Genomic DNA, 25,184 nt, shown 5'->3' on the forward strand with positions numbered 1-25,184 from the left:
AATTAAATCGACTTATGTTACTCTTTGTTTTTTATTAGGATACTTTTTCACCCTATCAAAATTTAAAATGAAATATTAAAAGAATGCTAAAGGCCTAATTTTAATAACAAACAAAAATAAACATCTGCGCCGATTATTAAGTTAAGTATAAGATATGCTAAATTTTAAACATTGTCAAGATGTTGGAATACGGAGAATGAAGTATCAAATCCTTCTTTCCCTTTAAATATACATCCTGAATCTTTAACCAAGGCCTATGATATCTACCATTCTAATTTTTTTGTAGAAATACAAGAAAAATTTTATAATCATTTTCTATTTTCTTGTTTAATAAATAACTGAGTTCAATTAGTAACTATAAATGAATACTGGTTCCTACTTTATTTTCGACAGCCTTAACGACCAAAAAATTGAACTAGTTGTTGTGGATATTGTTATAGCTAGAATTCCCCAATTTCTCCGTAGATGTCACTTTCCTTGAAAATACCTTCTTTATATTTTCATATTCTTATGGCAATCTTAAATATCTGTAAAACTAAACATAGCCATCTTTAAAACAAAAAACCCCTTTGGCTAAAACTGTAGCTTTGAAATAAAGGATGATCAAAAATAACACATGAACCTTCAGTTTACGGCAAATTTAAAGAATCCATTTAGAAAAAAAGATAGATCAAAATGGATTCTACAGTTTTGAATACAGATGGAATCTTTATAAAAGAGTTTGATCATTTTAGGTTACGATTTTTTGAACATTAGAACCCGATTGTTGAATAAATCTAAAAATTTTTTGACTTGTTTTCCTTTCTTTTGAAGCGATAAAGAAGCATGTTTTCACATTTTTCATAAATTTTTATGGTAGTTTGAATAACTTTTAGTTTAGGGAATGTTAAATATATAAAAGTTGAAACTGCTAGGCTTATTAATACTCCTGCTAAAACATCAAAAGGATAATGAACCCCAACCCATATACGGGAGACTCCCACAAGAACAGCTAACAATACCCATAAAATTGACCAGCCTCTCTTAAAGAGCCAGAATGAAATACAATATGAGAAGAATAAAATTGTATGGTCACTTGGAAAAGAATTGTCTTTTTCTTTATGTATCAGTTTATTAACCTCTCCCAATTCAACAAAAGGTTGATAATTCGAGTGAAATGCCCCTGCAACCTTCCCTATCGTAAAGGCACAAATGAAAGCGATAGATGCACAAAGAATCATAATTCTATTATCCGTATCTCTTGTAAACCAAATAAAAAGAACACTTAGTGCAAGTAAAAAAACCATATATTCAGCAATAAAACTAAATACAGGATTCAAAAAGGGATGTTCTTTTCCTAAGTCATTAACTAGTCTAAACAGTGATATATTAACTTCTGAAATATCCAAACCCAACACCATCCAATCTCTTTTTAGAACATAGTAAAAGAAAATTAGATGACCTGCCATCGAATCAAATTACATTATTTGAGATTAAAGTTACATTTTTGTAAGATTGGTGTCACATCATTTATGTAAAAAGGGGACCCAAAATCAATTGGAATCCCCTTATAATTTTTAGTAACCTGCCTCTTTTGTTAAAATAGAAAAATACCCTTAGACAAAAATTATCTAAGGGAAAAAGCATCGCAACATTTTTATAAACGTCGTAACTTTATTTTAAACATCACATCTTTTTTACAAAAATCGTGACTTTATTTCAAAGCAACAAAAACAACCAAAGGGGTTAAACAATTTATTCCACAGTAACACTCTTCGCAAGGTTACGAGGTTTATCAACATCACAGCCGCGATGCAGTGCAGCATAGTAAGCGATCAGCTGCAGTGGAACAACAGACACCAACGGAGCAAGCGCTGGGTTTACTTCCGGCAGTACGAATCTGTCATCCGCATCGTCTAGGCCTTTCAGTGAGATGATGCATGTGTTTGCTCCGCGAGCGGCAACTTCCTTGACGTTTCCGCGGATGCTTAGGTTTACGTGCTCTTGTGTTGCCAGTGCGAATACTGGTGTACCTTGTTCGATCAAGGCAATCGTGCCGTGCTTCAGCTCTCCGCCGGCAAAGCCTTCTGCCTGAATGTAAGAAATCTCTTTCAGCTTCAGTGCACCTTCGACACATACGAAGTAGTCAAGGCCGCGTCCGATGAAGAAAGCGTTTCTGGATACAGTCAGGTATTCACGGGCGATCATTTCCATTTCGTCTTTCTGGTCGCAAAGGGCTTCCATTGCGTTCGCAGCGATACCGAGTTCTTTGACGAGGTCAAATCCGATATCGATGCCGTTTTTGTCAGCAGCCACAGATGCAAGAACCGCAAGAACTGCGATTTGTGCAGTGTATGCTTTCGTTGACGCAACAGCGATTTCAGGACCCGCATGAAGCAGCAATGTGTAGTCAGCTTCACGAGAAAGTGTTGATCCCGGTACGTTTGTGATTGTCAGGGCTTTGTGTCCGAGTGCTTTGACTTGAACAAGTACCGCGCGGCTGTCTGCTGTTTCTCCGCTTTGAGAAAGGAAAATGAAGAGCGGTTTTTTAGACAGAAGCGGCATGTTGTAGGAGAATTCACTCGCTACATGCACTTCAACCGGCACGTTTGCCCACATTTCAATATATTGTTTACCGACAAGTCCTGCGTGGTAGCTTGTTCCGCAGCCAATGATATAGATGCGGTCCGCTTCCGCTACAGCGGCAGCGATATCGCCAGGCACAGACAGTTTGCCGTTTTCATCTTGATACGTTTGGATGATTTTGCGCATGACAACAGGCTGCTCATCCGTTTCTTTCAACATGTAGTGAGGGTACGTGCCTTTTTCGATATCACTGGCATCCAGCTCAGCGATATAAGACGCACGTGTAATGACGTCACCATCAAGATTTTTGATGACAACTTGATCATCAGTGACGATGACCATTTCTTTATCCATCAGCTCTACGTATTCGTTGGTTACTTGAAGCATCGCCATCGCATCAGATGCTACGACGTTGAATGTATCTCCAAGACCGACTAATAGAGGGCTTTTGTTTTTCGCTACAAAAATCGTTTCTCTGTTTTCGTTGTCGAATAAAGCAATTGCATAAGAGCCTTTTAACAGTGTAAGTGTTTTACGGAACGCTTCTTCTGTATCAAGTCCTCCGTTGACAAATTGCTCGATTACTTGAACAACTACCTCTGTATCGGTGTCACTTTTGAGCTCTACATCTTGTAAATACTCTTGTTTCAGCTGAACATAGTTCTCGATCACGCCGTTATGAACAAGTGTAAAGCGGCCCAGTGCGCTTTGATGCGGGTGAGCGTTTAGATAGCTTGGTTCGCCGTGTGTTGCCCAGCGAGTATGGCCAATTCCGGCTTTCGCTTCTACATTGGCATCCACAACTTCACGAAGATCCGCAATGCGTCCTTTTTCTTTGAACACATGGATTCCCTGTTCGTTGGCAACAGCGATACCAGCAGAGTCATATCCGCGGTACTCAAGCTTTTCTAACCCTTTCAGTAAAATTTCCTTCGCATCAAGCTGACCGATATAACCTACGATTCCACACATATTTTTCTTCCTCCTAAGATTGTAAAAGGAGACGAAGAAAGTCAAATTTCAAGGGGACTTTCAATCGTCCCCTCCTACATGTTTTTTGGAAGATCATGTGATTTCTCTTTGTTCAAGGAGTCACCCCCTTGGTTTGAAGAAATCCTTACGGCTGTGATCTGCATACTCAGCCGGGAGGCATCCGCCGAAAATTCGATAACCTCCATCCTCGTCAACTAAGCCTTTTTCCGGGCGCTTAGTTCGGGCGCTATCATTATAGGTAAAGCAATAATCCCGTCTTTTCTTCCTCAGAGAAAACAAGAACAAGACAAGCTTGATTTTACAGCATGTGCCATGAACGGTCAATTGTTTTTTAAACAACTTTGCCACATGTCTCACAATTATCATATGTAAATCTCGCTTGTCTTGTTCGCTCTCTAATTATAGACTTCGTTACTCCAATCCCATTTCTGACCGGACGACTTCAGCAATGCGATTTACATATTCATCGCACAGCTCTTTCGTCTTCGCTTCAGCCATGACACGGACGAGAGGTTCAGTGCCTGAAGGGCGCACCAAAATCCGGCCGTCGCCGTTCATTTCTTTTTCAACTTCAGAAATAACAGCTTTTACTTTTTCGTTTTCTTCGACTTTATATTTATCAGTTACTCTCACATTGACTAACAGCTGCGGGAACTTCTGCATTTCAGCTGCAAGCTCTGACAGCGGCTTGCCTGTCGCTTTCAAAGTGTTCATCAGCATAATAGCAGACAATAATCCGTCTCCTGTCGTGTTGTAATCAAGGAAAATAAGGTGTCCTGACTGCTCTCCGCCGACATTGTAGCCGTCTTTTTTCATCGCTTCTACTACGTAGCGGTCGCCGACAGCTGTCTGTACGCTTTTGATGCCTTCTTTTTCGAGCGCCTTATAGAAGCCGAGGTTGCTCATCACGGTTGAAACCACTGTATCATCCTTCAAACGGCCCTCTGATTTCAGGTGTTTTGAGCATATGTACATGATTTGGTCGCCGTCAACGATATTTCCTTTTTCATCGACAGCAATCAGGCGGTCGCCGTCACCGTCGAACGCAAGGCCCAGATCGGCGTTTTTCTCTTTGACAAACGCGCTGAGCGCTTCCGGATGAGTCGATCCGACGCCGTCATTAATATTTAATCCGTTCGGGGAAGTTCCCATTGTTGACACATCTGCATCTAAATCAGCAAACAGGTGTGTCGCCAAGGACGACGTTGCTCCATGAGCACAGTCAAGCGCTACATGAATACCTGTGAAATCTTCGTCAGCTGTCTGTTTTAAGAATTGCAAATATTTTTGGCCGCCTTCGAAATAATCATTTACAAGCCCAAGATCAGCTCCGACCGGTCTTGGCAGCTTATCCTCCGGTTCGTCCATCAGGCGCTCAATTTCAGCCTCCTGTTCATCAGAAAGCTTAAATCCGTCTCCCCCGAAAAACTTGATGCCGTTATCCTGCACTGGATTGTGAGAAGCAGAAATCATGACGCCTGCCTCTGCATCCATTGCTTTTGTTAAATAAGAGACACCAGGTGTAGAAATGACACCCAGACGCATGACTTCTGCGCCAATGGATAAAAGTCCGGCGACAAGGGCTCCCTCCAGCATATGGCCGGAGATCCGTGTATCGCGGCCTATCAGCACTTTTGGACGTTGTTTGTCTTTAGTCAGTACATAACCGCCGAAACGTCCGACTTTAAAGGCCAGCTCAGGTGTAAGCTCACTATTGGCGACACCTCTTACACCGTCTGTTCCAAAATACTTGCCCATTTTATAATCGCTCCTTTTTTATTCCGATGAGGATTGTGAATCCGCAGTGGATTCGTCCTCATCCTGATCTTGGTTTTGATCTTTATTTTCGTCTTGTTTTTGATCATTGCTGTCTTTATCAGTGTTCGTTGTATCTTCTTGCTGCTTGTTATCTTGATCATTCGTTTGTTTATCTGTGTCATCCTGGTTTCCTGATGTATTGCCACTGTTATCATTAGTCGATGTATTGCTTTTTTTGGACGTCAGCTTGATTTTGGCGTTTTTCTGCCCCAAGGACCAGGTTACATTCTGAGGCCCATTTACTTCAAGCTTCACGCTATGCTCCCCATCATCTAAATCTGAAACATTCACATACAATTCAATATCAGATTTCTTCAGATTTTTTATATTAGCGGGAGAGCCTTTAGCCGTCACGTCTATCGCCTGCGATTCAGGATCTAGAAACTCAATGTTTTGCGAGCTGCTCAGCCCTATAGTCTTAATAAGGACATTCTCAAATTTTTGATCCGCTTCACTATCAACTTCAATATGCAAAGTCACCTTTGACGGCGAGATTTTTTTGACGCCGTCAGGAAGCGGGATGTCTGCCTCGATATCGGAATCCTTGTTAATTTTGCTTAAATCTAAGCTGACGCCGTCAATAAATTCAAGAGAATCCAACACATCCTGAGAGCCGTAAACTGTTACCTCACTAGGGCTGGATTCAATATTCGCTATGCTGACACCGTCAGGAAGGCTTCCTGTCCGTTCAATTTTAAAAGGCACTTTTTTACTCGGGCTTGTCACCGGAACGGTAATCTTGATGACCGAGGGCTCCACGTCGACAGGAAGCGCGTTCCCGTCTTTATCATAAACAGTCACTTTCGCTTCCTTTTCAATCGTTTCATCTGCGTTTTCCAAATTCACTGAAGCTTTCACAAGAGAAATGTTATCAATCACATTTTTAGATCCCGTAATCTGCACATTTTTCGGACTGACAATCGGCTGCTCCGGAGAATAGCCTTTTTTCATCTTGTTTTTATTGTAGTACTCCACTTCTACGGGAAAGCTTTTGGTCGTCCGTTCTTGAATGGTCACTGTCGTAACAGACGGATTGATCGAGATTGTCAGCCCATCTGACACGTTTTTGGCCTTAAGCTCGACCTTATGTGTGCCGGTTTTTAAATTTTCCATGTCGGCATAAATTTCGAAGTTCTTTGTCTGCCTAGCCTTTTTCACGGCGCTTGTCGAGCCTTTTATCGTGACATTAACCGTTTGCGGGACACCTGTCACGACGTAATTTTCATCATCATAATACGCTTTGACCGGAATATCGGTCAGTGTTGCTTCATCAATTGTTGATGTCGGAAAGAAAGATTCACCCGGTTTTTTCGGAGTCGGTGCTTGATTGCTGTTAACCGCCACATAAAGCAAGAGCGCGAAAAGCAGAGCAATGATTTTCACAGCCCAGCGGTTGTTTAAGAATTTATCCATTTTTCTTGCCCCTCCAATACCAGCGGTTAGAAGAAGTGTCTCTGGTGTTTTTCTTAAACTCGGCTTCAAGCATTTCTTTCAGCGCTTCTTCCGTCAGCTCTCTGTGAAGGTCGCCGTTCTTCGCCACACTGACGCCGCCGGTCTCTTCAGACACAATAATCGTCAAACTGTCTGTTACTTCACTAATGCCGACAGCCGCCCTGTGCCGCGTACCCAGTTCTTTTGAAATAAACGGGCTTTCAGAAAGCGGCAGATAACAAGCGGCAGCGGCAATTTCATTATTCTTCATAATCACCGCACCGTCATGAAGCGGAGTGTTCGGAATAAAAATATTGATCAGCAGCTCAGAGCTGACCTTGGCATTCAATGGTATGCCGGTCTCAATATAATCCCCCATTCCAGTATCCCGCTCAATGGTCAGCAGGGCGCCTATACGGCGTTTCGCCATATAATTGATCGCCTTTGTGATTGCCTCAATCGTTTTCTGCTGCGCTTCCTCTACAGGCGTGCCGCTCCTTGAAAAAAAGCGGCCGCGGCCAAGCTGTTCAAGCGCTCTTCTCAGCTCAGGCTGAAAAATAATAATAATTGCTAAAAATCCCCATGTTATCGCTTGGTCCATCAGCCATTGAAGCGTGCTGAGGCCCAAGTATTGGCTGGCCATACGGACAAGCACGATCACTACAATTCCTTTTAACAGCTGAACCGCTTTCGTGCCGCGTATCACCATAATCAATTTATATATCACATACCAAACAAGGAGAATATCAACGGCATTGCCGAGGTACTGCAAAAAAGGGATATCCTCAAAAGCCATTTCCTCGTCCTCCAAGATTTCAGTCATTTCGTATTTTGTGTTTTACGTGTTACGCATATGTACTTTACATAGCGAGCCCATTATACCACAATTCGATTTAGCAAGTGAAATGTGCCCGCCCTCTCAGCCCGTAAAAAAAGAGCAAAGCAACTGACGCGCTTTACTCTTTTCCGTTTGGATCTAATGCATGGAGTACACTTTTCCCCGCAGACTTCATTTTGTACCATGTCCAGTCGAATAATTGATTGATTTCTTCAATCTGACCGGTGACTTGTCCAGCAGAGGCCATATACTTTTCGCCGTTTACGACGGTTACATCCCCGTCTATTTTTCCTTTAATAATCAGCTTGCCGTTTTTAACAGTGACATCACCTTTGACCGTCTCACCCTCAGGCACGATCACAGTGTTGTTATGCACCACAAGATTCGGCTGCTTGGACACGCTGAAATTGTGGTCATTATGCCAGCTGTTTAAAAAACCTCCGCCCATCAAAATGATGAATACCGCAGCAGCTGCGATAACGGGATGGGATCTGAACCATCTTTTCACAGAAGCTCTTTTCTTCTCCTTAGGCAATTTTGCCATGACGTTAGCGGTAAAATTCGCGGGGGCTTCAACATGCGATGTGCTCCGGACGAGCGCTATGGATTTTTCCATCTCATAAAAATGCTTTCTGCATTTCTCGCATGTCTCAAGATGTTCCTTTAATACGTCTTCATCTTTTGGAAGGATATCTCCATCAAGATGCATATGCATAAGCTGCACAATTTGTTCAGGACAGCTCATTTCATCACCCCACTTAAAGATCCCTTAATTGTTTTCTGAGAGCCTCTCTGCCTCTGTGAATCCGCGTTTTTACAGTCCCCACAGGAATGTTCAGAATCTCGCCGATTTCAATTAATGAGAGTTCGTCAATATACTTTAATACGATGACTGTTCTGTATTTGTCAGGAAGCTTTAAAATCTTCTGCTGAATCGTGCTTGAGAGCTCCAGCGACACTACTGCATCTTCAGGCAAAACCCCATCTGCGGCGATTTGTGAATACATGGTCAAGCCTTCCGTACCAGCCACCTCTGCATCGAGGTAATAATCAGGCTTCTTTTTGCGAATGCGGTCAATGGTCAAATTGGTCGCGATTCGATAAAGCCAAGTTGAAAATTTCCGGTTAATATCAAAACTGTCGATATTAACGTACGCTCTGATGAAAGCCTCCTGTGCAATATCCTCCGCCTCATGCACATTGCCAAGCATACGGTAGCAAAGCTGATAAATTTTATCCTTGTAAATATCTACGATGTCCGCAAATGCATTTTGGTCGCCTTTTTTGACTTGCTTAATTCTCTTTTTAATCATCATTTCCATATTTATCTAACCTCTGCCTTCACCGGTCTGTATGTATACGAGCTTCGTTTCAAAAGGTTTCAACTTTTTTATAAAATAAGTTTATCAAATTTTTGGCAGGGTGTAGATGGTAATTCGTGAATAAACTACCTTAACATATTTTTAAAATTACTATACAGACTGAACAGTTAGAAATTGGAATGATTTTAAAAAGAAAAAAAGACACCTTTTGGTCAAAGGTGTCTGTGACTGGGCTAGCTGGATTCGAACCAACGCATGACGGAGTCAAAGTCCGTTGCCTTACCGCTTGGCTATAGCCCAATAATGGTGGAGGGGGGCAGATTCGAACTGCCGAACCCTGAGGGAGCGGATTTACAGTCCGCCGCGTTTAGCCACTTCGCTACCCCTCCATATAGATGTAAGAAAAGAGTGCCGGCAAGAGGACTTGAACCCCCAACCTACTGATTACAAGTCAGTTGCTCTACCAATTGAGCTACACCGGCAAAATGGTGGAGGATGACGGGCTCGAACCGCCGACCCTCTGCTTGTAAGGCAGATGCTCTCCCAGCTGAGCTAATCCTCCAAATGGTGACCCGTACGGGATTCGAACCCGTGTTACCGCCGTGAAAGGGCGGTGTCTTAACCGCTTGACCAACGGGCCGTTTGTGTTCTCGTCGAGCTGACAAAAGTTATTATATACAGGTTACCCCCTGTTTGTAAAGAGGAAAATTAAATTTTTTATTTTCAAACTTTTTAACTCCTTTTTTAACTGAAAAAGCCTCCCAACATTTATCATTTCTTTTATGATAGAGACAAACAAATCAAGAGAGGAGAAACCAATATGATTCTAGTCAGTTCTTGCCTTGGCGGCATTGAATGCAGATACAACGGCTCTCATGCCGCATCGGAGAAAATCAGAAAACTCGTCGAAGAAAATAAAGCAGTTATGGCATGCCCCGAGCTTCTCGGCGGCTTCTCAACTCCCCGCGAACCTGCAGAGATCATCGGAGGCAAAGGCGAGGATGTTCTCAATGGAACCGCGAAAATCGTGACAGCTTCAGGAGAAGATGTAACAGAATTATATATGGAAGGCGCCGCTAAAACATTAGCTTACGCAAAAGAAATCAATGCCTCTGCCGTCATATTAAAAGAAAACAGTCCATCGTGCGGAAGCAGTTTTATCTATAACGGCACATTCTCTGGCAAAAAAATCGCCGGCAGCGGAGTGACTGCCGCACTGCTAAAACAAGCGGGCTACCGCGTCATTTCAGAAAACCAGCTAGACGACATATTGTAAGGAGGCCGCCACATGACTCAAGACATTTCTTTATCCTTCTATAAGCCTGAACATTTGCCGGAGCTTCAATCATTCACGCTAAATAACGATGACAAACGCTTTACCTCTCTCCCCAAAGAGGTGCTGACTCAGGCCCTGGGCATACAGGACCGATATCCAGTTGTCATCTTAAAAGACGATCTGCCAGTCGGTTTTTTCATTTTACATACATCAAAAGAAACGCTTGCACCCTATTCTAACAATCCATTTGCTTTACTGCTCAGTTCCCTGTCTTTAAATGCTATGCATCACGGGAAAGGCTATGCCAAAAAAGCAATGCTTCAGCTTCCCTCTTTTGTGAGCGGTTATTTTCCATGGTGCGATGAAATGATCTTGGCCGTCAATCACCTGAACACACGAGCAAAGCACCTTTATATGAAAAGCGGGTTCCTTGATAAAGGACGGCGAAGAATCGGGCCGCTCGGGGAACAGCTGATTCTTCATTATTTCTTATAGTCTTGCATGAAATAAAATTTCAAAAATACAAAAACATAGTTGAAATATCATGACAGAAATGAATATACTGAATAATAAGATATATTATTTTTAAACAGGGGGGCATCCTCATGTCAGAACCATTAAACCTTCACCGTCTTACAACGGAATCACGTAATAGCCAAACAGCGGAAATCCACAAAGCAAACACGCTCGGCATCCTCAAAATGATTAATAACGAAGATTTGAAAGTTGCTGCCGCCGTTCAGCAGGTTCTCCCCGATATTAAAACAGCTGTCGACTGCGCGTACGACTCGTTTCAAAATGGAGGCCGCCTCATATACACAGGCGCCGGCACAAGCGGCAGACTCGGTGTCATGGATGCTGTTGAATGTCCTCCCACCTACAGCGTAAGCCCAGATCAGGTCATCGGAATCATGGCTGGAGGCCCCAAAGCATTTTTGCAGGCAGCAGAGGGCATTGAAGACAGTGAAGAAGCAGGAGCTGAGGATTTAAAAAACATACACCTCACTTCAAACGACACCGTCATTGCCATCGCAGCAAGCGGGCGCACACCCTATGCCTCAGGCGCCCTAACATACGCCCGCAAAGTCGGAGCACACACCATCGCCCTTACTTGTAATGAAAATTCCGCCATCAGCAAGGATGCGGATCACAGCATTGAGGTTGTCGTCGGACCTGAGGCCATTACAGGATCAACACGTATGAAAGCCGCAACCGCTCATAAAATGATTCTAAACATGATATCCACCGCAGTAATGGTCAAAATCGGCAAGGTTTACGAAAACTTGATGGTGGACGTCAACGTCAGCAACAAAAAACTAAAAGAACGTGCCATCAGCATCATCCAAAGCCTCACAAACGCTTCATACGACACAGCCAGAAACACACTGGAACAAGCCGATCATCACGTCAAAACGGCAATCGTCATGCTCAAAACACGTACAGATCAGGAACAAGCTAAGACATTGCTTAATGAAGCAAACGGTTTTATAGACAAAGCAATCGAAAATTACCATTCATGATAAGGAGAGACAAGAATGGCAGCAGGCGGTTTAGCCATCATCCAATCAATGAAGCACAAGCTCCCTCCATCCGAGCGTAAACTTGCAGATTACATCCTAACTCATCCCCACAAAGCAATAGAAAGCACTGTCAGTGAAATCAGCGCCTTAGCCAATTCAAGTGACGCTGCCGTCATCAGGCTCTGCAAATCACTCGGATTAAAGGGATTTCAAGATTTAAAAATGAGAGTAGCAGGGGATCTGGCAAAGCCTACTTTACAAGGTTACCGGGACATTTCTCCCCACGAACCGCTACACTCCATTTCTGAAAAGACAGCCGGCAATGCCATTCAGGCCATTCAGGATACTTCAGACCTGATGGACTACAAAGAGCTGGAACGAGCGGTTTCTCTGCTTCTCAAAGCTCACACTGTGCATTTTATCGGCGTCGGGGCTTCCGGCATTGTCGCCAAGGACGCCCAGCAAAAATGGCTTCGCATTCATAAACAAGCTACCGCGTTCTCAGACACTCACCTTGTGGCATCTTTAATTGCAAATGCAGATAAGGATGACATCGTCTTCGCCATTTCGTTTTCGGGAGAGACGCAGGAAATCATTGAACTGCTCACCATGGCTAAGGAAAAAGGCATCACAACGATCAGCCTCACACAGTTCAGTCAGACATCCGTCTCTGCGCTAGCTGATGTCCCATTGTACACAGCACATTCCAACGAAGCCCTGATTCGAAGTGCAGCCACTTCCTCACGCCTCGCTCAGCTTTTTATGATTGATGTTTTGTTTTTAGGCATGGCTGCTGAGCAGTATGAAGAAACAACCGGCTATATCGATAAAACGAGAGCAGCCATACAATCTATGAGAAAAAAATAAGGCATCTTGAAGAGGAGGGGTTTTGATGAGCAAAGAAAATTCCTACAATCATCTCGCAAAGAAAATCCTTGAGCTATGCGGAGGAAAATCCAATATTTCCTCATATACTCATTGCATGACACGCCTGCGTATTACGCCTTACGATGAAAACAAAACAGATATTCAGGCCTTAAGAGACCTGGACGGCGTATTAGGAGTCGTTGAAGCTGAAACCTTACAAATCATCCTCGGCACCGGAGTCGTCAATCATGTCACAGCCGCTTTCTCAAAGCTCGTGTCAGAAGAAGGTGTCGATGTCAAAGAAGCAGCTGCCCAAAAGAAAGCAGATATAAATCGGAAAAACGCCACTCCTTTTAAACTATTCTTACGTAAAATTGCCAGCATCTTTATCCCTCTTATTCCCGCACTCGTCGCTTCCGGTTTAATCACTGGGATTACCAAAGCAATTATACAAGCCGGATGGCTCTCTGCAGAATCACAAATCGCTGTTATCCTGACAGTCATCGGATCAGGACTGTTCACATATCTCGGCATCCTCGTCGGCATTAACGCATCGAAAGAATTTGGCGGTACACCCGCTCTTGGGGCTTTGGCAGGGATCTTGATTATTAATCCGGAGATCGCAAAGATCAGTTTATTCGGAGAACAGCTTCTTCCGGGCAGGGGAGGTCTGATCGGAGTTCTTTTCGCAGCCATATTCATTGCTTACACCGAACAATTTATCCGCCGTTTTATTCCTCAATCTCTCGATATCATTGTCACCCCAACCGTTTCACTATTAATCACCGGAATCGTCACATATGTCGTATTTATGCCTTTAGGCGGCTTCTTTTCTGATGCCATTACATCTGGCCTTCTGTCCATCCTGGACTTCGGCGGCATCGCTGCAGGCTTTATTCTGGGCGCAACCTTCCTTCCTCTCGTCGTGACCGGACTGCATCAAGGCTTGACGCCTGTGCACATGGAACTGATCAATTCAATCGGCAATGATCCTTTGCTCCCTATTCTGGCTATGGGAGGTGCAGGACAGGTAGGCGCGGCCTTTGCCATCTTTGTGAAAACGAAAAAAACAACATTGAGAAAAGCGATCGCCGGAGGGCTTCCTTCGGGGCTGCTCGGCATTGGTGAACCGCTTATTTTCGGAGTCACGCTGCCGCTCGGCCGTCCGTTTTTAACAGCATGCCTAGGTGCCGGAATCGGCGGCGCTTTTCAAGCTTATTTTCAGGTAGCCACCTTTGCGATCGGTGTCTCCGGGCTGCCGCTTTCCTTTCTCGTCCTGCCATCACAAATCATCCTATATATCGTCGGGCTCTTTATTTCATACGCGGCCGGCTTTTTATTGACCTACGCATTCGGGTATAAAGATGAAATGGCTTCTCAGTTCGATTAAATTGTTTCTGTTTTTGGGATAGTAACGGGATAGAAGCACGGAAAGGAGCAAGCCTGTGAAAACTAAAACATTGTCCTTACTCAGTGCCATTTTAATCCTATCTATATTGACGCCAAATGAAACCTTCGCGCAAACAGCAGATTACCAAGTTGAGCCGAAAACCATAAATGCAGAAACTGCACAATTCTCGTCGAAGAAACTAAGGAAGGTTGATCAGATGATTGAACGGGATATTGCAGCAGGATTTCCAGGCGCCGTTCTTGTCGTCGTGAAGGATGGCCGCATCATAAAAAAAGAAGCATACGGCTACAGTAAAAAGTACGAAGGATCAGAACTGCTGCGCCGTCCGGTAAAAATGAAAACCCGCACGATGTTTGACTTAGCCTCTAATACGAAAATGTACGCAACTAATTTTGCATTGCAGCGCTTAGTCAGCCAAGGAAAACTCGACGTCTATGAAAAGGTTTCTGCATATTTGCCTGATTTCAAAGATCAGCCGGGAGACCTTATTAAAGGAAAAAACAAGATTCGTGTCATCGATGTTCTCCAGCACCAGTCCGGGCTCCCCTCAAGCTTTTACTTTTACACGCCGGAAAAAGGCGGCATGTACTATTCTCAGGATCGGGACAAAACGATTGAATATTTGACAAAAATCCCGCTCGATTATGAAACAGGGACAAAACACGTATACAGTGACATCGGATATATGCTCCTCGGCTGTATTGTCGAAAAACTCACCGGTAAACCGCTTGATATCTACACGGAGCAAGAACTTTACAAGCCGCTGGGACTGAGACATACCTTGTACAATCCGCTGCAAAAAGGCTTTAAACCAAAGCAGTTCGCAGCTACTGAACGTATGGGCAATACGCGCGACGGCGTTATTCATTTCCCTAACATCCGCACAAACACGCTGCAAGGAGAAGTTCATGACGAAAAAGCGTTTTACTCAATGGGCGGCGTGTCCGGCCATGCCGGATTGTTCTCAAATGCTGATGATATGGCCATTCTGCTGCAAGTCATGTTAAACAAAGGATCACACCGCAGCGTTTCTTTATTTGATCAAAAAACAGCCGACCTATTTACAGCACCTTCAGCAACAGATCCGACATTCGCATTTGGCTGGCGGCGAAACGGAAGTAAAAGCATGGAATGGATGTTTGGCCCTTATGCCAGTGAAAAGGCTTACGGGCATACTGGCTGGACAGGGACAGTTACCGTCATTGATCCAACCTACAATTTAGGCATCGCATTGTTAACAAATAAAAAGCATTCACCAGTAGCTGATCCAGAGGAAAATCCAAATGTGTTTGAGGGTGACCAATTTCCAACAGGCAGTTATGGGAGCGTCATTACCGCGATTTATGAAGCGATGGAATGAATGATTCAACGATAGGAGGAAGTTTCTATGAAACCTGTCTTTCCGCTTATCCTTTCAGCCGTTCTCTTTCTTTCATGTTTTCTCGGCGCCAGTCAGACAAAAGCCACTTCATCCAGTGGCTCAGCCGACGCCAAGCAGATTGTCAATCGCATGACATTAGATGAAAAACTCGGCCAGATGCTGATGCCCGATTTCAGAAATTGGCAAAAGGAGGGCGAGTCCTCTCCGCAAGCCTTTACAGAAATGAATGAGGAAGTCGCCGGTCTCATCAAAAAATATCAATTCGGGGGCGTCATTCTTTTTGCAGAAAATGTAAAAATAACAAAGCAAACTGTACAGCTGACAGACGCTTACCAAAAGGCGAGCCCTAAAATCCCGCTGATCCTGAGTATTGACCAGGAAGGCGGCATCGTAACGAGATTAGGGGAGGGCACTAATTTCCCAGGGAATATGGCGCTGGGCGCAGCCAGAAGCAGAATCAATGCCTATCAGACCGGCACCATTATTGGGAAGGAGCTTTCTGCCTTAGGCATTAATACAGATTTCAGCCCTGTTATGGACATTAATAATAATCCTGATAATCCAGTAATCGGCGTACGGTCATTCAGCTCCAATCGAGAACTGACAGCACGACTCGGTTTATATACGATGAAGGGTTTGCAGCGGCAAGATATCGCCTCTGCCCTCAAACATTTCCCGGGACATGGAGACACGGATGTTGACAGCCATTACGGACTGCCGCTCGTTTCCCATAATCAAGAAAGGCTTCGTGAGGTCGAACTCTATCCTTTTCAAAGAGCAATTGATGCCGGTGCTGATATGGTGATGACAGCTCACGTTCAATTTCCTGCCTTTGATGACACCACATACAAAAGCAAACTCGATGGATCGGACGTTTTGGTTCCGGCTACACTCTCGAAAAAAGTGATGACAGGTCTTCTTCGTCAGGAAATGGGCTTTGATGGCATCATCGTTACCGATGCTCTCAATATGAAAGCAATTGCAGATCACTTTGGCCAGGAAGATGCGGTAGTCATGGCTATAAAAGCCGGCGTCGATATTGCATTAATGCCTGCCTCAGTTACTTCACTGAAAGAAGAACAGAAATTCGCACGTGTTATTCAAGCCTTAAAAGAAGCCGTGAAAAACGGAGACATTCCTGTACATCAAATCAACAAATCGGTTGAACGAATCATTTCCCTGAAAATAAAACGCGGTATGTATCCAGCTCGAAATGACGACAGCCTAAAAGAAAAAATAGCGAAAGCCCAGAAAATCGTAGGAAGCAAGCGTCACCTGAAAGCCGAGAAAAAAATAGCTGAAAAAGCAGTGACCGTATTAAAAAATGAACAGCACACCTTGCCGTTCAAACCTAAAAAAGACAGCCGAATCTTAATTGTCGCGCCTTACGAAGAACAAACTGCTTCGATTGAACAAACCATTCGCGATCTCATCAAGCGAAAGAAAATCAAACCCGTGTCCCTCAGCAAAGTCAATTTTGCCAACCAAGTATTTAATGCCGAGCATGAAAAACAAGTAAAAGAGGCTGATTATATCATTACTGGCTCCTACGTCGTGAAAAATGATCCTGTCGTCAACGACGGTGTCATCGACGACAGCATATCAGATTCAAGCAAATGGGCCACCGTCTTTCCGAGAGCTATGATGAAAGCCGCACTGCAGCACAACAAACAATTTGTCTTAATGAGCCTGCGCAACCCATATGATGCCGCCAATTTTGAAGAAGCTAAGGCACTCATTGCTGTCTATGGCTTTAAAGGATACGCAAACGGGCGTTATCTTCAACCTAATATTCCGGCCGGAGTTATGGCGATATTCGGCCAGGCAAAACCTAAAGGCACACTTCCAGTTGACATTCCATCAGTCACCAAACCGGGAGACATCCTTTACCCATATGGCTACGGGTTAAATATCAAAACGGGAAAACGGCTTTAACAAGGAGGGGCACATGCGAAAAACAATATTCGCTTTTCTTACAGGTCTCATGATGTTCGGAACGATAACAGCTGCCTCAGCATCACCCGATTCCAGGAATCAAACGGCTAAAAAACCTAAAGTCCAGACCGGCATAGACACGCTTTTCCCGGATTATAAAAAGCAGCTCAAAGGAAAACGAATTGGATTGATCACCAACCCAACCGGCGTAAACCCATCTCTGAAAAGCAGTGTCGATATTCTTTACGAGAACCCTGATATCAAGCTGACAGCTTTATTCGGTCCTGAGCACGGCGTTCGCGGCGACGCTCAGGCGGGAGACGAAGTAGGCTCTTACATTGACGAAAAAACCGGAGTTCCTGTATACAGCCTCTACGGAAAAACGAAGAAACCGACTCTAGAGATGCTGAAAGATGTCGATGTTCTTATGTTTGACATTCAGGATGTCGGGACCCGTTACTACACGTACATTTATACAATGGCATACGCAATGGAGGCCGCTAAAGAAAACGGCATTCCATTTATGGTGCTGGACCGCCCGAACCCTCAAGGCGGGACACATGTTGAAGGACCAGTCTTAGAGCCTGAGTATGCCTCATTTGTCGGACTGTATCCGATTCCGTTAAAGCATGGAATGACTATAGGCGAATTGGCTTTACTGTTCAACAAGGAATTTGGCATCAATGCCGATTTGACAGTGGTGAAAATGAAACACTGGAAGCGAAAAATGGATTTTGACGACACCAGACTGCCTTTCGTCCTCCCGTCACCGAACATGCCGACGGTGGAGAGCACATTTGTTTATCCCGCAACCGGGCTGATTGAAGGAACGAATATATCCGAAGGGCGGGGAACGACAAAGCCATTCGAATTGATTGGGGCTCCCTTTATCAAAAGCACAGAACTTGAAGAAGCATTAAACAGCCTTAATCTGCCGGGCGTGACATTCAGGGCGGCTTCCTTTACGCCGACATTTTCTAAACATCAAGGAACACTTTGCCACGGTGTGCAGCTCTATGTGACAGACAGAGAAAAGTTTGAAGCAGTAAAAACAGGTCTGTCACTCATTAAAACAATACACGACCTCTATCCTGAGGATTTTGAGTTCCTATCAACAGGTTCATTTGATAAACTGGCAGGCAACGGCTGGATCAGGACAAAAATTAAAAACGGCGCTTCTATTGAAGACATCATTGACAGCTATGAAAAACCACTCCAACAATTCAGCAAAACTAGAAAAAAATATCTGATCTATTAAGACGTAAGCATCGTATGTTACACGTGTAACATATTCTTACCGAACAAAAGACCCTTACTTTCACATCTGAGTAAGGGTTTTTTCATGACAAAAACCCACCCGCTTTATATAGGAAAACTTTCATTTATTTGGTACAATCTTATTGAAAATGATTATCAATTGAATGTTTCTGAAAAGGTGGTCTACTCTTGCAAAATACAGTGATTTATCATCCCATACAAATTGAATATCTAAAAAAAACAAGTGATCTCTTCTCAGAACAGCAATTAACCGATTCATACGTGCTGATCTTTCATTTAAAAGGAAACGGCCATATTTCGATCGGAACAAACATCAGTCCTCTGCAAAAAAAGACGCTTTATGTTTGTCCGCCTCACGAGACCTTCGGCTTTACGCCCGCAGGCGAAGGACATATAGATGCCTGTCTCATCAGGCTTCAAAGCTACATAAAGGAAACCGGGCAAGATATCTTAACACCATGTACAGAAACGGAATTAGCCAAACTGAAGCTTGTGAATGTTTCACATATCGAAAACCTTACAGCCCGGCTTCAAGAGCTTGCAGCGCTATGGAATGAATCGTCTCAGCTTTCACAGCTAAAATGTGTGATTGAAGTACAAAGCCTGATTTATGACCTCTTCACTGCCAGTTCAGCTGACCAGACGGATACACATTCAGCAATCGAAAAAACAAAACAATACATCGAAACCCATGCCGATACAAAAATTACACTTGCCCAGCTGTCGCAAATGGCAGGAATCAGCGCCAAACACTACAGCGAAACCTTTAAAAAATGGACAGGTCAAAGCGTAACAGAATTTATCACAAAAACGCGAATCACCAGAGCAAAACGGCTCATGGCAAGATCAAATTGCAAATTGAAAGAAATCGCTCATCAAACCGGCTATCAAGATGAATTTTATTTCAGCAGAATCTTTAAAAAACATACAGGCTGTTCACCTACAAGCTATATGAAAAAACGCCGAAAAAAAATTGCCGCATATGGAAAGGGCACAATGGGCCACCTTATCCCTCTTCATCACATACCGTTTGCGGCCGCGCTGCACCCAAAATGGACATCTTACTACTATCGGCATTATTCGACAGATATCCCCGTCCAGCTCAGCGCATACCGGTTTAATGAAAAATGGGAAGAAAACCTGAATATGTTATCGCAGGCTGAACCAGATGTCATTTTCAGCATGGATACGATTTCTCAGGAAGAACAAAGTCACCTGAATCGCATTGCAGAAGTGATTTATCTTCCTTCAGAAGAGAGCTGGAGAACTCACTTTCTGCAAACAGCTTCATTCTTAAAAGAAGAGACCGAAGCAGAAAAGTGGCTCGCGGCTTATGACCAGCAGACGGCGGCCGCCAAAAGAACACTTCAGCACGCCGAAGGGCTGCGTTTTCTCTTTTTAAGGCTGCATAAGCAAGACTTTTACCTGGCACATAATCGAAGCGTCCGCGAAGTCTTCTTTGGAGATTTAGGATTTCGCTCGGCAAAAACGGCAGACACGCCTTCAGAGCAAGCGATTTCGTTAGAAAATATCGCAAATTGCCAAGCTGACTGCATGATGCTTTTTCTATTTAAAGAGCCTGAAACCATTGCTTATTACCAGCAATTGCAGCAGACAGAAGCGTGGCAAAACCTAAGCGCGGTGCGGAATAACCGTGTTTATCTTCTATCCTTTGACCCGTGGAATGAATACTCAGCTTGCGGGCACGAACGGATCGTTCAGCAAACGATTTCTTTACTATCCGGTGATAGTCCATGATAAATATGGAATTTGTCCATGGTGTTATATCTGTTCATTCTCTATAATTCCAATTGATAATAGTTATCAATTGAACAGGAGGCTCTATAGATGAAAAAGATATCTCTTACCTTATTAATCTTGCTTCTCGTGCTTACGGCGGCAGCTTGCGGCAGCAAAAACGAATCGACTGCCAGCAAGGCAAGCGGCACAGCATCTGAGAAGAAGAAAATTGAATACCTTGATAAAACATATGAAGTAACTGTACCGACAGACAAAATTGCCATTACGGGAAGCGTTGAATCGATGGAAGACGCGAAACTGCTTGACGTTCATCCGCAAGGCGCGATTTCATTCTCCGGCAAATTCCCTGAAATGTTCAAAGACATCACTGATAAAGCCGAAGCAACCGGAGAAAAAATGGAGCCAAACATTGAAAAGATTCTTGAAATGAAGCCAGACGTCATCCTTGCTTCAACAAAATTCCCGGAAAAAACACTGCAAAAAATAAGCACAGCCGGCACGACGATCCCAGTTTCTCACATCTCTTCAAACTGGAAAGAAAACATGATGCTGCTTGCCCAGCTGACTGGAAAAGAGAAAAAGGCGAAAAAAATCATCGCAGACTATGAACAAGATCTAAAAGAAACAAAAACAAAAATCAATGAAAAAGCAAAAGATTCAAAAGCGCTTGTCATCAGAATCAGACAAGGCAACATTTACATTTACCCTGAACAGGTGTACTTCAACTCCACACTTTATGGTGATTTAGGCCTTAAAGCGCCGAATGAAGTAAAAGCTGCAAAAGCGCAAGAGCTGATTTCATTAGAAAAATTAAGTGAAATGAATCCTGACCATATCTTCGTCCAATTTTCTGATGATGAAAATGCAGACAAACCTGAAGCATTAAAGGATTTAGAGAAAAATCCAATCTGGAAAAGCCTTAAAGCAGTCAAAGAAGATCATGTGTACGTCAACTCAGTAGATCCTCTCGCACAAGGCGGCACAGCTTGGAGCAAAGTCCGCTTCCTGAAAGCGGCTTCTGAAAAATTGACACAAAACTAATTCAGAGTAGGTTTTTTTATGTATTCAAAACAGTGGACACGTATCATATTGATTACTTCTCCATTTGCTATTGCACTGTCGCTGATGCTTTCAATCCTATATGGCGCAAAGCATCTTAGCACAGATATTGTTTTTACATCTCTTATTCATTTTGATCCGGGAAACACAGACCATCAAATTATATGGCATTCCCGGATTCCAAGGGCTGCCGGCGCTCTGCTCATAGGGGCAGCCCTTGCTGTTTCTGGAGCGCTTATGCAAGGCATTACGCGCAATTATTTAGCTTCGCCCTCCATTATGGGCGTTTCAGATGGTTCCGCGTTTATCATCACGCTTTGTATGGTTTTGCTCCCGCAATCGTCTTCGTTTGAAATGATCATTTACTCTTTTATCGGCTCAGCGTTAGGAGCTGTGTTAGTATTTAGCCTTGCCGCCATGATGCCTAACGGGTTTACCCCCGTGCAGCTTGCCATCATCGGCACAGTCACAAGCATGCTGCTCAGCAGTTTATCAGCCGCCATGTCGATTTATTTTCAAATCTCACAAGATCTCAGTTTCTGGTACAGCGCCAGACTTCATCAAATGAGTCCTGATTTCCTGAAGCTAGCCGCTCCGTTTTTCCTGATTGGCATCGTAATGGCCATTTCTCTCAGCAAAAAGGTGACCGCTGTATCATTAGGCGACGACATTTCTAAAAGTTTGGGGCAAAAGAAAAAAACCATTAAAATCATGGCGATGCTTTCAGTCATCATTTTAACCGGCAGTGCTGTAGCGCTGGCCGGAAAAATAGCGTTTGTCGGATTGGTTGTTCCGCATATCACGAGATTTCTCGTCGGCTCTGATTACAGCAGGCTGATTCCGTGTTCCTGCATTTTGGGCGGAATCTTTTTAACCCTGTGTGATGTAGCAAGCAGATTTATCAATTATCCGTTTGAAACACCGATTGAAGTCGTGACATCCATTATCGGCGTGCCTTTCTTCCTTTATTTGATTAAACGAAAAGGAGGGGAGCAAAATGGCTAAAAAATATGCCGTGTTCATCGCTTTGATTCTCGTTGTCAGCTATTTCAGCTTAACGAGCGGATCATTTTCTGTTCGTCCGGCTGAGCTGCTCTCCACACTTTTTCATATCGACCCGAATCCGCAGTATGAAATTTTGCTGTTCGATTTAAGACTGCCGCGGGTTGTCATGGCAGCTATTATCGGACTTGGTCTTGGCATTGCAGGCGCCGTCATCCAGGCCATCACACGAAACGGACTTGCAGACCCGGGAATTCTCGGAATCAACGCAGGGGCGGGAGCCGGGATTGTTGCATTCATGCTCTTGTTCCAGGGTCAGAAAGAAGTGACATCCATTGCTGCAGCGATGGGAATGCCTTTTTTCGGTTTGATAGGCGGACTGATTGCAGCGATCCTGATTTACATATTTGCATGGCACAGAGGCAATTTAGATTCAGGAAGAATTATTTTGGTAGGAATCGCGATCAATTCAGGATTCAGCGCACTGTCTTTGTTTTTATCATTAAAAATGGACCCGCAAGACTATCAAATGGCCATGGTGTGGAAAAACGGAAGCATCTGGTCTGCCAACTGGACGTATATCACAGCCGTTCTCCCATGGATGCTGCTGTTTATACCGATTCTTATCGCCAAGTCCCGCTTGCTCGACACCATTCGTTTTGATGAAGATACAGTCCGAAGCCTCGGTATTTCATCAAATAAAGAAAAAACCATCCTGCTCGTTGCCTGTGTAGCAATCATCAGCGCCTGTGTCTCCGTAGCGGGAAGCATGGCGTTTGTCGGCTTAATTGCTCCCCATATTTCACGGAGGCTGGCTGGTGTCGAACACCGCTACATCCTGCCACTGAGCGGTTTAATCGGCATGCTGCTTGTAATAAGCGCAGACTTTGCCGGAAAACTGTTTTTCCAGCCCGCGGAAGTGCCCGCAGGCATCATTTTGGCGATCCTCGGTGTTCCTTATTTCTTATATCTGCTTTTTAAGCAAAAAAAGGGGGAGAATGCTTGAACGGATCCCTTTCAGAGCATAAAGCCGGGAAAAGGAGGTTCACGCTGTACCTCCCTCCTTCCTACAGTCCAGGCAGCAGGGCATTTCCTGCTGTTTACGTACAGGATGGCAGTTCTTTGTTTCAAGACCAAATCGAATTATTAGAAAGCGCATTTCAACAGCGAAGGCTGCCTGAACTCGTGCTGATCGGTATCGATCCCGAAAACCGGCTAAATGAATACACGCCTTGGCCGGCTGCATCACTTAGTGATCGGTTCCCGGACTTCGGCGGAATGGGATATCACTATCTGTCTGATATAACGAACCAGTTCATTCCGCTTATCGAAGAAAACTGGAACGTCACCAGGGAACCGCAGTCAAGAGGAATGATCGGTGCCTCATTAGGCGGCCTCATCTCAATGTTCGCCTTATTAAAGTACCCGTCGGTGTTTGGAAAAATAGGCTCTATCTCAGGTTCATACTGGTACGAGAACGCACCGGAAACCGTTCATTTATCTTCTTTAAAGCCCGGCACTTCACGTATTTTTATGTCTGTCGGCAGTGACGAAGGCCGTGAGAAACAATCCATTCAGCGGAATATGCTGCAGAATACAAAGCAAGTGCACCAAAGTTTAAAAGAAAAAGGCTTCACTGAAGAGCAACTGTGTCTTTCAATTGAAAAAGGGGCGGTGCACCACCGCAAGTACTTCTGCAAACAGTTCATCATCGCGCTCAAATGGCTATACGGAAAAAACCGCTCAACCCTATGAGCGGTTTTTTTCATGCTTTCTGCAATACAGGTTTTAATTCAAAGCGATTCAGCATATAGCCAAACAAAGCAGCCAGTATCTGCTGAAACAGCATGCCGATGACAACGGGAACGGCAACCTGAGACGGGAAGAACGTAACGGCAAGAACTGCGCCGGCACTGATATTTCTCATGCCTCCCGTAAAAATGAGAGAGACAATTTCCTCTTGGCGCCTTTTCATCATTTTTCCGATCAGCCAAGCAGCGGCATAGCCTGTTAACGCGATAAAGAAAACCGTCATAGCTATACCTACAAATCTCAAATCAACCGCTTTGAAATAAGGGGCAATCGCTGAACTGTTAATCGCAATCACTGCCATCAGGCAAAGCTTTGAAAAAGGAGACAGCGCACTGCTCACAGATGCCGTTCTTTCTGGAGATGACAGCTGATTAAACAGCATGCCCAGAAAAGAAGGAATCACGACCATCACAATCAGCCCTTTCATCATGCCCCACACATCCATATGAACCTGAGCGCCGGCAAGCAATGAAAGGCTCAGCGGTACGATTAGCGGTGACAGCACAGTATCAACTAAGATAATTGAAAGCGTCAAACCGACATTCCCTTTGTACATCGCTGCCCAAATCAAGCTTGTAATCCCCGTAGGAATCACAACAGCCAATGTTAAACCGGTGATCGTCAAAGGATCGCCTTTAAAAATAAGATGGCCGCTGCCCCAAGCAAAAAGCGGCATAAAAATATGAAGAACAAATAGTGCAAGAATCATAGGTAGAGGATGAGACAACGCGTGTCTCAAAGATTGAAAGTTAGCGCTCAAACTGCCTGCAAACGTAATAAAAGCAAAGATCCAAGGCACAGCCCATTCATACCCATTTAAAAACTGAGACAGCAGCACGCCCAGCACCACACTAGTCGGCGTTAAAAGCGGCATCACTCTCCCCAATACACGGTTCAGCTTCTGAAGCATCATAT

At 44.1% G+C, this 25,184-nt stretch carries 21 protein-coding genes and 5 tRNA genes; 13 read left to right on the forward strand and 13 right to left on the reverse strand.

Annotated elements, in window-relative coordinates:
- Window positions 1–776 precede the first annotated feature (776 nt).
- From BSI_RS03055 to BSI_RS03000, 12 genes are all read right to left on the reverse strand, one after another.
- Window positions 777–1,400: an undecaprenyl-diphosphatase gene (locus tag BSI_RS03055; protein WP_003241444.1), complete on the reverse strand. Its 624-nt coding sequence runs from the start codon at window positions 1,398–1,400 to the stop codon at window positions 777–779.
- A 334-nt stretch (window positions 1,401–1,734) separates the two neighbouring features.
- Entirely contained in the window at window positions 1,735–3,537 is a 1,803-nt protein-coding gene (gene glmS, locus BSI_RS03050) for a glutamine--fructose-6-phosphate transaminase (isomerizing) (protein ID WP_003241446.1), read from the reverse strand.
- Window positions 3,538–3,969: 432 nt separating this feature from the next.
- Window positions 3,970–5,316: a phosphoglucosamine mutase gene (gene glmM / locus BSI_RS03045; RefSeq protein ID WP_003241450.1), complete on the reverse strand. Its 1,347-nt coding sequence runs from the start codon at window positions 5,314–5,316 to the stop codon at window positions 3,970–3,972.
- Between the two features lie 18 nt (window positions 5,317–5,334).
- Complete coding sequence (gene cdaR, locus BSI_RS03040) at window positions 5,335–6,789, reverse strand: CdaA regulatory protein CdaR (protein WP_003241453.1); 1,455 nt, start codon at window positions 6,787–6,789, stop codon at window positions 5,335–5,337.
- Window positions 6,782–7,603: a diadenylate cyclase CdaA gene (gene cdaA / locus BSI_RS03035; protein ID WP_003223651.1), complete on the reverse strand. Its 822-nt coding sequence runs from the start codon at window positions 7,601–7,603 to the stop codon at window positions 6,782–6,784. Before cdaA ends, cdaR begins: the two co-directional genes overlap by 8 nt.
- A 160-nt stretch (window positions 7,604–7,763) precedes the next feature.
- The gene (rsiW, locus tag BSI_RS03030; RefSeq protein WP_003241455.1) at window positions 7,764–8,390 is read right to left on the reverse strand and encodes an anti-sigma-W factor RsiW; all 627 of its coding nucleotides are present in this window, start codon (window positions 8,388–8,390) and stop codon (window positions 7,764–7,766) included.
- Window positions 8,391–8,403: 13 nt separating this feature from the next.
- The gene (gene sigW / locus BSI_RS03025; protein ID WP_003241457.1) at window positions 8,404–8,967 is read right to left on the reverse strand and encodes an RNA polymerase sigma factor SigW; all 564 of its coding nucleotides are present in this window, start codon (window positions 8,965–8,967) and stop codon (window positions 8,404–8,406) included.
- 228 nt (window positions 8,968–9,195) lie between these two features.
- Window positions 9,196–9,267, reverse strand: a tRNA-Gln gene (locus tag BSI_RS03020).
- Between the two features lie 4 nt (window positions 9,268–9,271).
- Window positions 9,272–9,356 (reverse strand) — tRNA-Tyr (locus BSI_RS03015).
- Between the two features lie 20 nt (window positions 9,357–9,376).
- Window positions 9,377–9,449 (reverse strand) — tRNA-Thr (locus tag BSI_RS03010).
- Between the two features lie 4 nt (window positions 9,450–9,453).
- Window positions 9,454–9,529, reverse strand: a tRNA-Val gene (locus BSI_RS03005).
- Window positions 9,530–9,532: 3 nt separating this feature from the next.
- Window positions 9,533–9,607, reverse strand: a tRNA-Glu gene (locus BSI_RS03000).
- Between the two features lie 180 nt (window positions 9,608–9,787).
- Here BSI_RS03000 and BSI_RS02995 point away from each other — a divergent pair.
- The 13 genes from BSI_RS02995 to BSI_RS02935 all read left to right on the forward strand — a co-directional run bounded on the left by BSI_RS02995 (window position 9,788) and on the right by BSI_RS02935 (window position 24,212).
- On the forward strand, window positions 9,788–10,243 hold the full coding sequence (locus tag BSI_RS02995; protein WP_003241460.1) for a 2-thiouracil desulfurase family protein: 456 nt from the start codon (window positions 9,788–9,790) through the stop codon (window positions 10,241–10,243).
- Window positions 10,244–10,255: 12 nt separating this feature from the next.
- Window positions 10,256–10,738 (forward strand): GNAT family N-acetyltransferase, encoded by a 483-nt coding sequence (locus BSI_RS02990; protein ID WP_003241461.1) that lies wholly within the window; start codon window positions 10,256–10,258, stop codon window positions 10,736–10,738.
- A gap of 110 nt (window positions 10,739–10,848) precedes the next feature.
- The gene (murQ, locus tag BSI_RS02985) at window positions 10,849–11,763 is read left to right on the forward strand and encodes an N-acetylmuramic acid 6-phosphate etherase (protein ID WP_003241463.1); all 915 of its coding nucleotides are present in this window, start codon (window positions 10,849–10,851) and stop codon (window positions 11,761–11,763) included.
- Window positions 11,764–11,778: 15 nt separating this feature from the next.
- A complete protein-coding gene (locus tag BSI_RS02980; protein WP_003241465.1) occupies window positions 11,779–12,630 on the forward strand; it encodes a MurR/RpiR family transcriptional regulator in 852 nt (283 codons plus the stop codon).
- 25 nt (window positions 12,631–12,655) lie between these two features.
- On the forward strand, window positions 12,656–14,020 hold the full coding sequence (locus BSI_RS02975) for a PTS transporter subunit EIIC (protein ID WP_003241467.1): 1,365 nt from the start codon (window positions 12,656–12,658) through the stop codon (window positions 14,018–14,020).
- A gap of 55 nt (window positions 14,021–14,075) precedes the next feature.
- Window positions 14,076–15,401 carry a penicillin binding protein PBP4B gene (gene pbp4b, locus BSI_RS02970; protein WP_003241468.1) on the forward strand — a complete coding sequence of 442 codons (1,326 nt, stop codon included), beginning with the start codon at window positions 14,076–14,078 and terminating at the stop codon, window positions 15,399–15,401.
- Window positions 15,402–15,428: 27 nt separating this feature from the next.
- Window positions 15,429–17,357 carry a glycoside hydrolase family 3 protein gene (locus BSI_RS02965; RefSeq protein ID WP_003241470.1) on the forward strand — a complete coding sequence of 643 codons (1,929 nt, stop codon included), beginning with the start codon at window positions 15,429–15,431 and terminating at the stop codon, window positions 17,355–17,357.
- Between the two features lie 13 nt (window positions 17,358–17,370).
- Window positions 17,371–18,615 carry an exo-beta-N-acetylmuramidase NamZ family protein gene (locus BSI_RS02960; RefSeq protein ID WP_003241472.1) on the forward strand — a complete coding sequence of 415 codons (1,245 nt, stop codon included), beginning with the start codon at window positions 17,371–17,373 and terminating at the stop codon, window positions 18,613–18,615.
- A gap of 188 nt (window positions 18,616–18,803) precedes the next feature.
- A complete protein-coding gene (gene btr, locus BSI_RS02955; protein WP_003241476.1) occupies window positions 18,804–20,393 on the forward strand; it encodes a bacillibactin transport transcriptional regulator Btr in 1,590 nt (529 codons plus the stop codon).
- 90 nt (window positions 20,394–20,483) lie between these two features.
- A complete protein-coding gene (feuA, locus tag BSI_RS02950) occupies window positions 20,484–21,437 on the forward strand; it encodes an iron ABC transporter substrate-binding protein FeuA (protein WP_003241478.1) in 954 nt (317 codons plus the stop codon).
- Window positions 21,438–21,455: 18 nt separating this feature from the next.
- Entirely contained in the window at window positions 21,456–22,460 is a 1,005-nt protein-coding gene (locus BSI_RS02945) for a FecCD family ABC transporter permease (protein WP_003241480.1), read from the forward strand.
- Window positions 22,453–23,463: an iron ABC transporter permease FeuC gene (gene feuC / locus BSI_RS02940; protein ID WP_003241482.1), complete on the forward strand. Its 1,011-nt coding sequence runs from the start codon at window positions 22,453–22,455 to the stop codon at window positions 23,461–23,463. The genes BSI_RS02945 and feuC overlap by 8 nt, the downstream gene beginning before the upstream one ends.
- Window positions 23,460–24,212 carry an alpha/beta hydrolase gene (locus tag BSI_RS02935; RefSeq protein ID WP_003241484.1) on the forward strand — a complete coding sequence of 251 codons (753 nt, stop codon included), beginning with the start codon at window positions 23,460–23,462 and terminating at the stop codon, window positions 24,210–24,212. Before feuC ends, BSI_RS02935 begins: the two co-directional genes overlap by 4 nt.
- 10 nt (window positions 24,213–24,222) lie before the next feature.
- Here the strand turns inward: BSI_RS02935 and BSI_RS02930 are convergent, their stop codons facing one another.
- Window positions 24,223–25,143, reverse strand: coding sequence for a bile acid:sodium symporter family protein (locus tag BSI_RS02930; RefSeq protein ID WP_080030901.1), 921 nt, complete (start codon window positions 25,141–25,143; stop codon window positions 24,223–24,225).
- Window positions 25,144–25,184: the final 41 nt, after the last annotated feature.

The organism is Bacillus inaquosorum KCTC 13429 (assembly GCF_000332645.1).
Classification (GTDB): Bacteria; Bacillota; Bacilli; order Bacillales; family Bacillaceae; genus Bacillus; species Bacillus inaquosorum.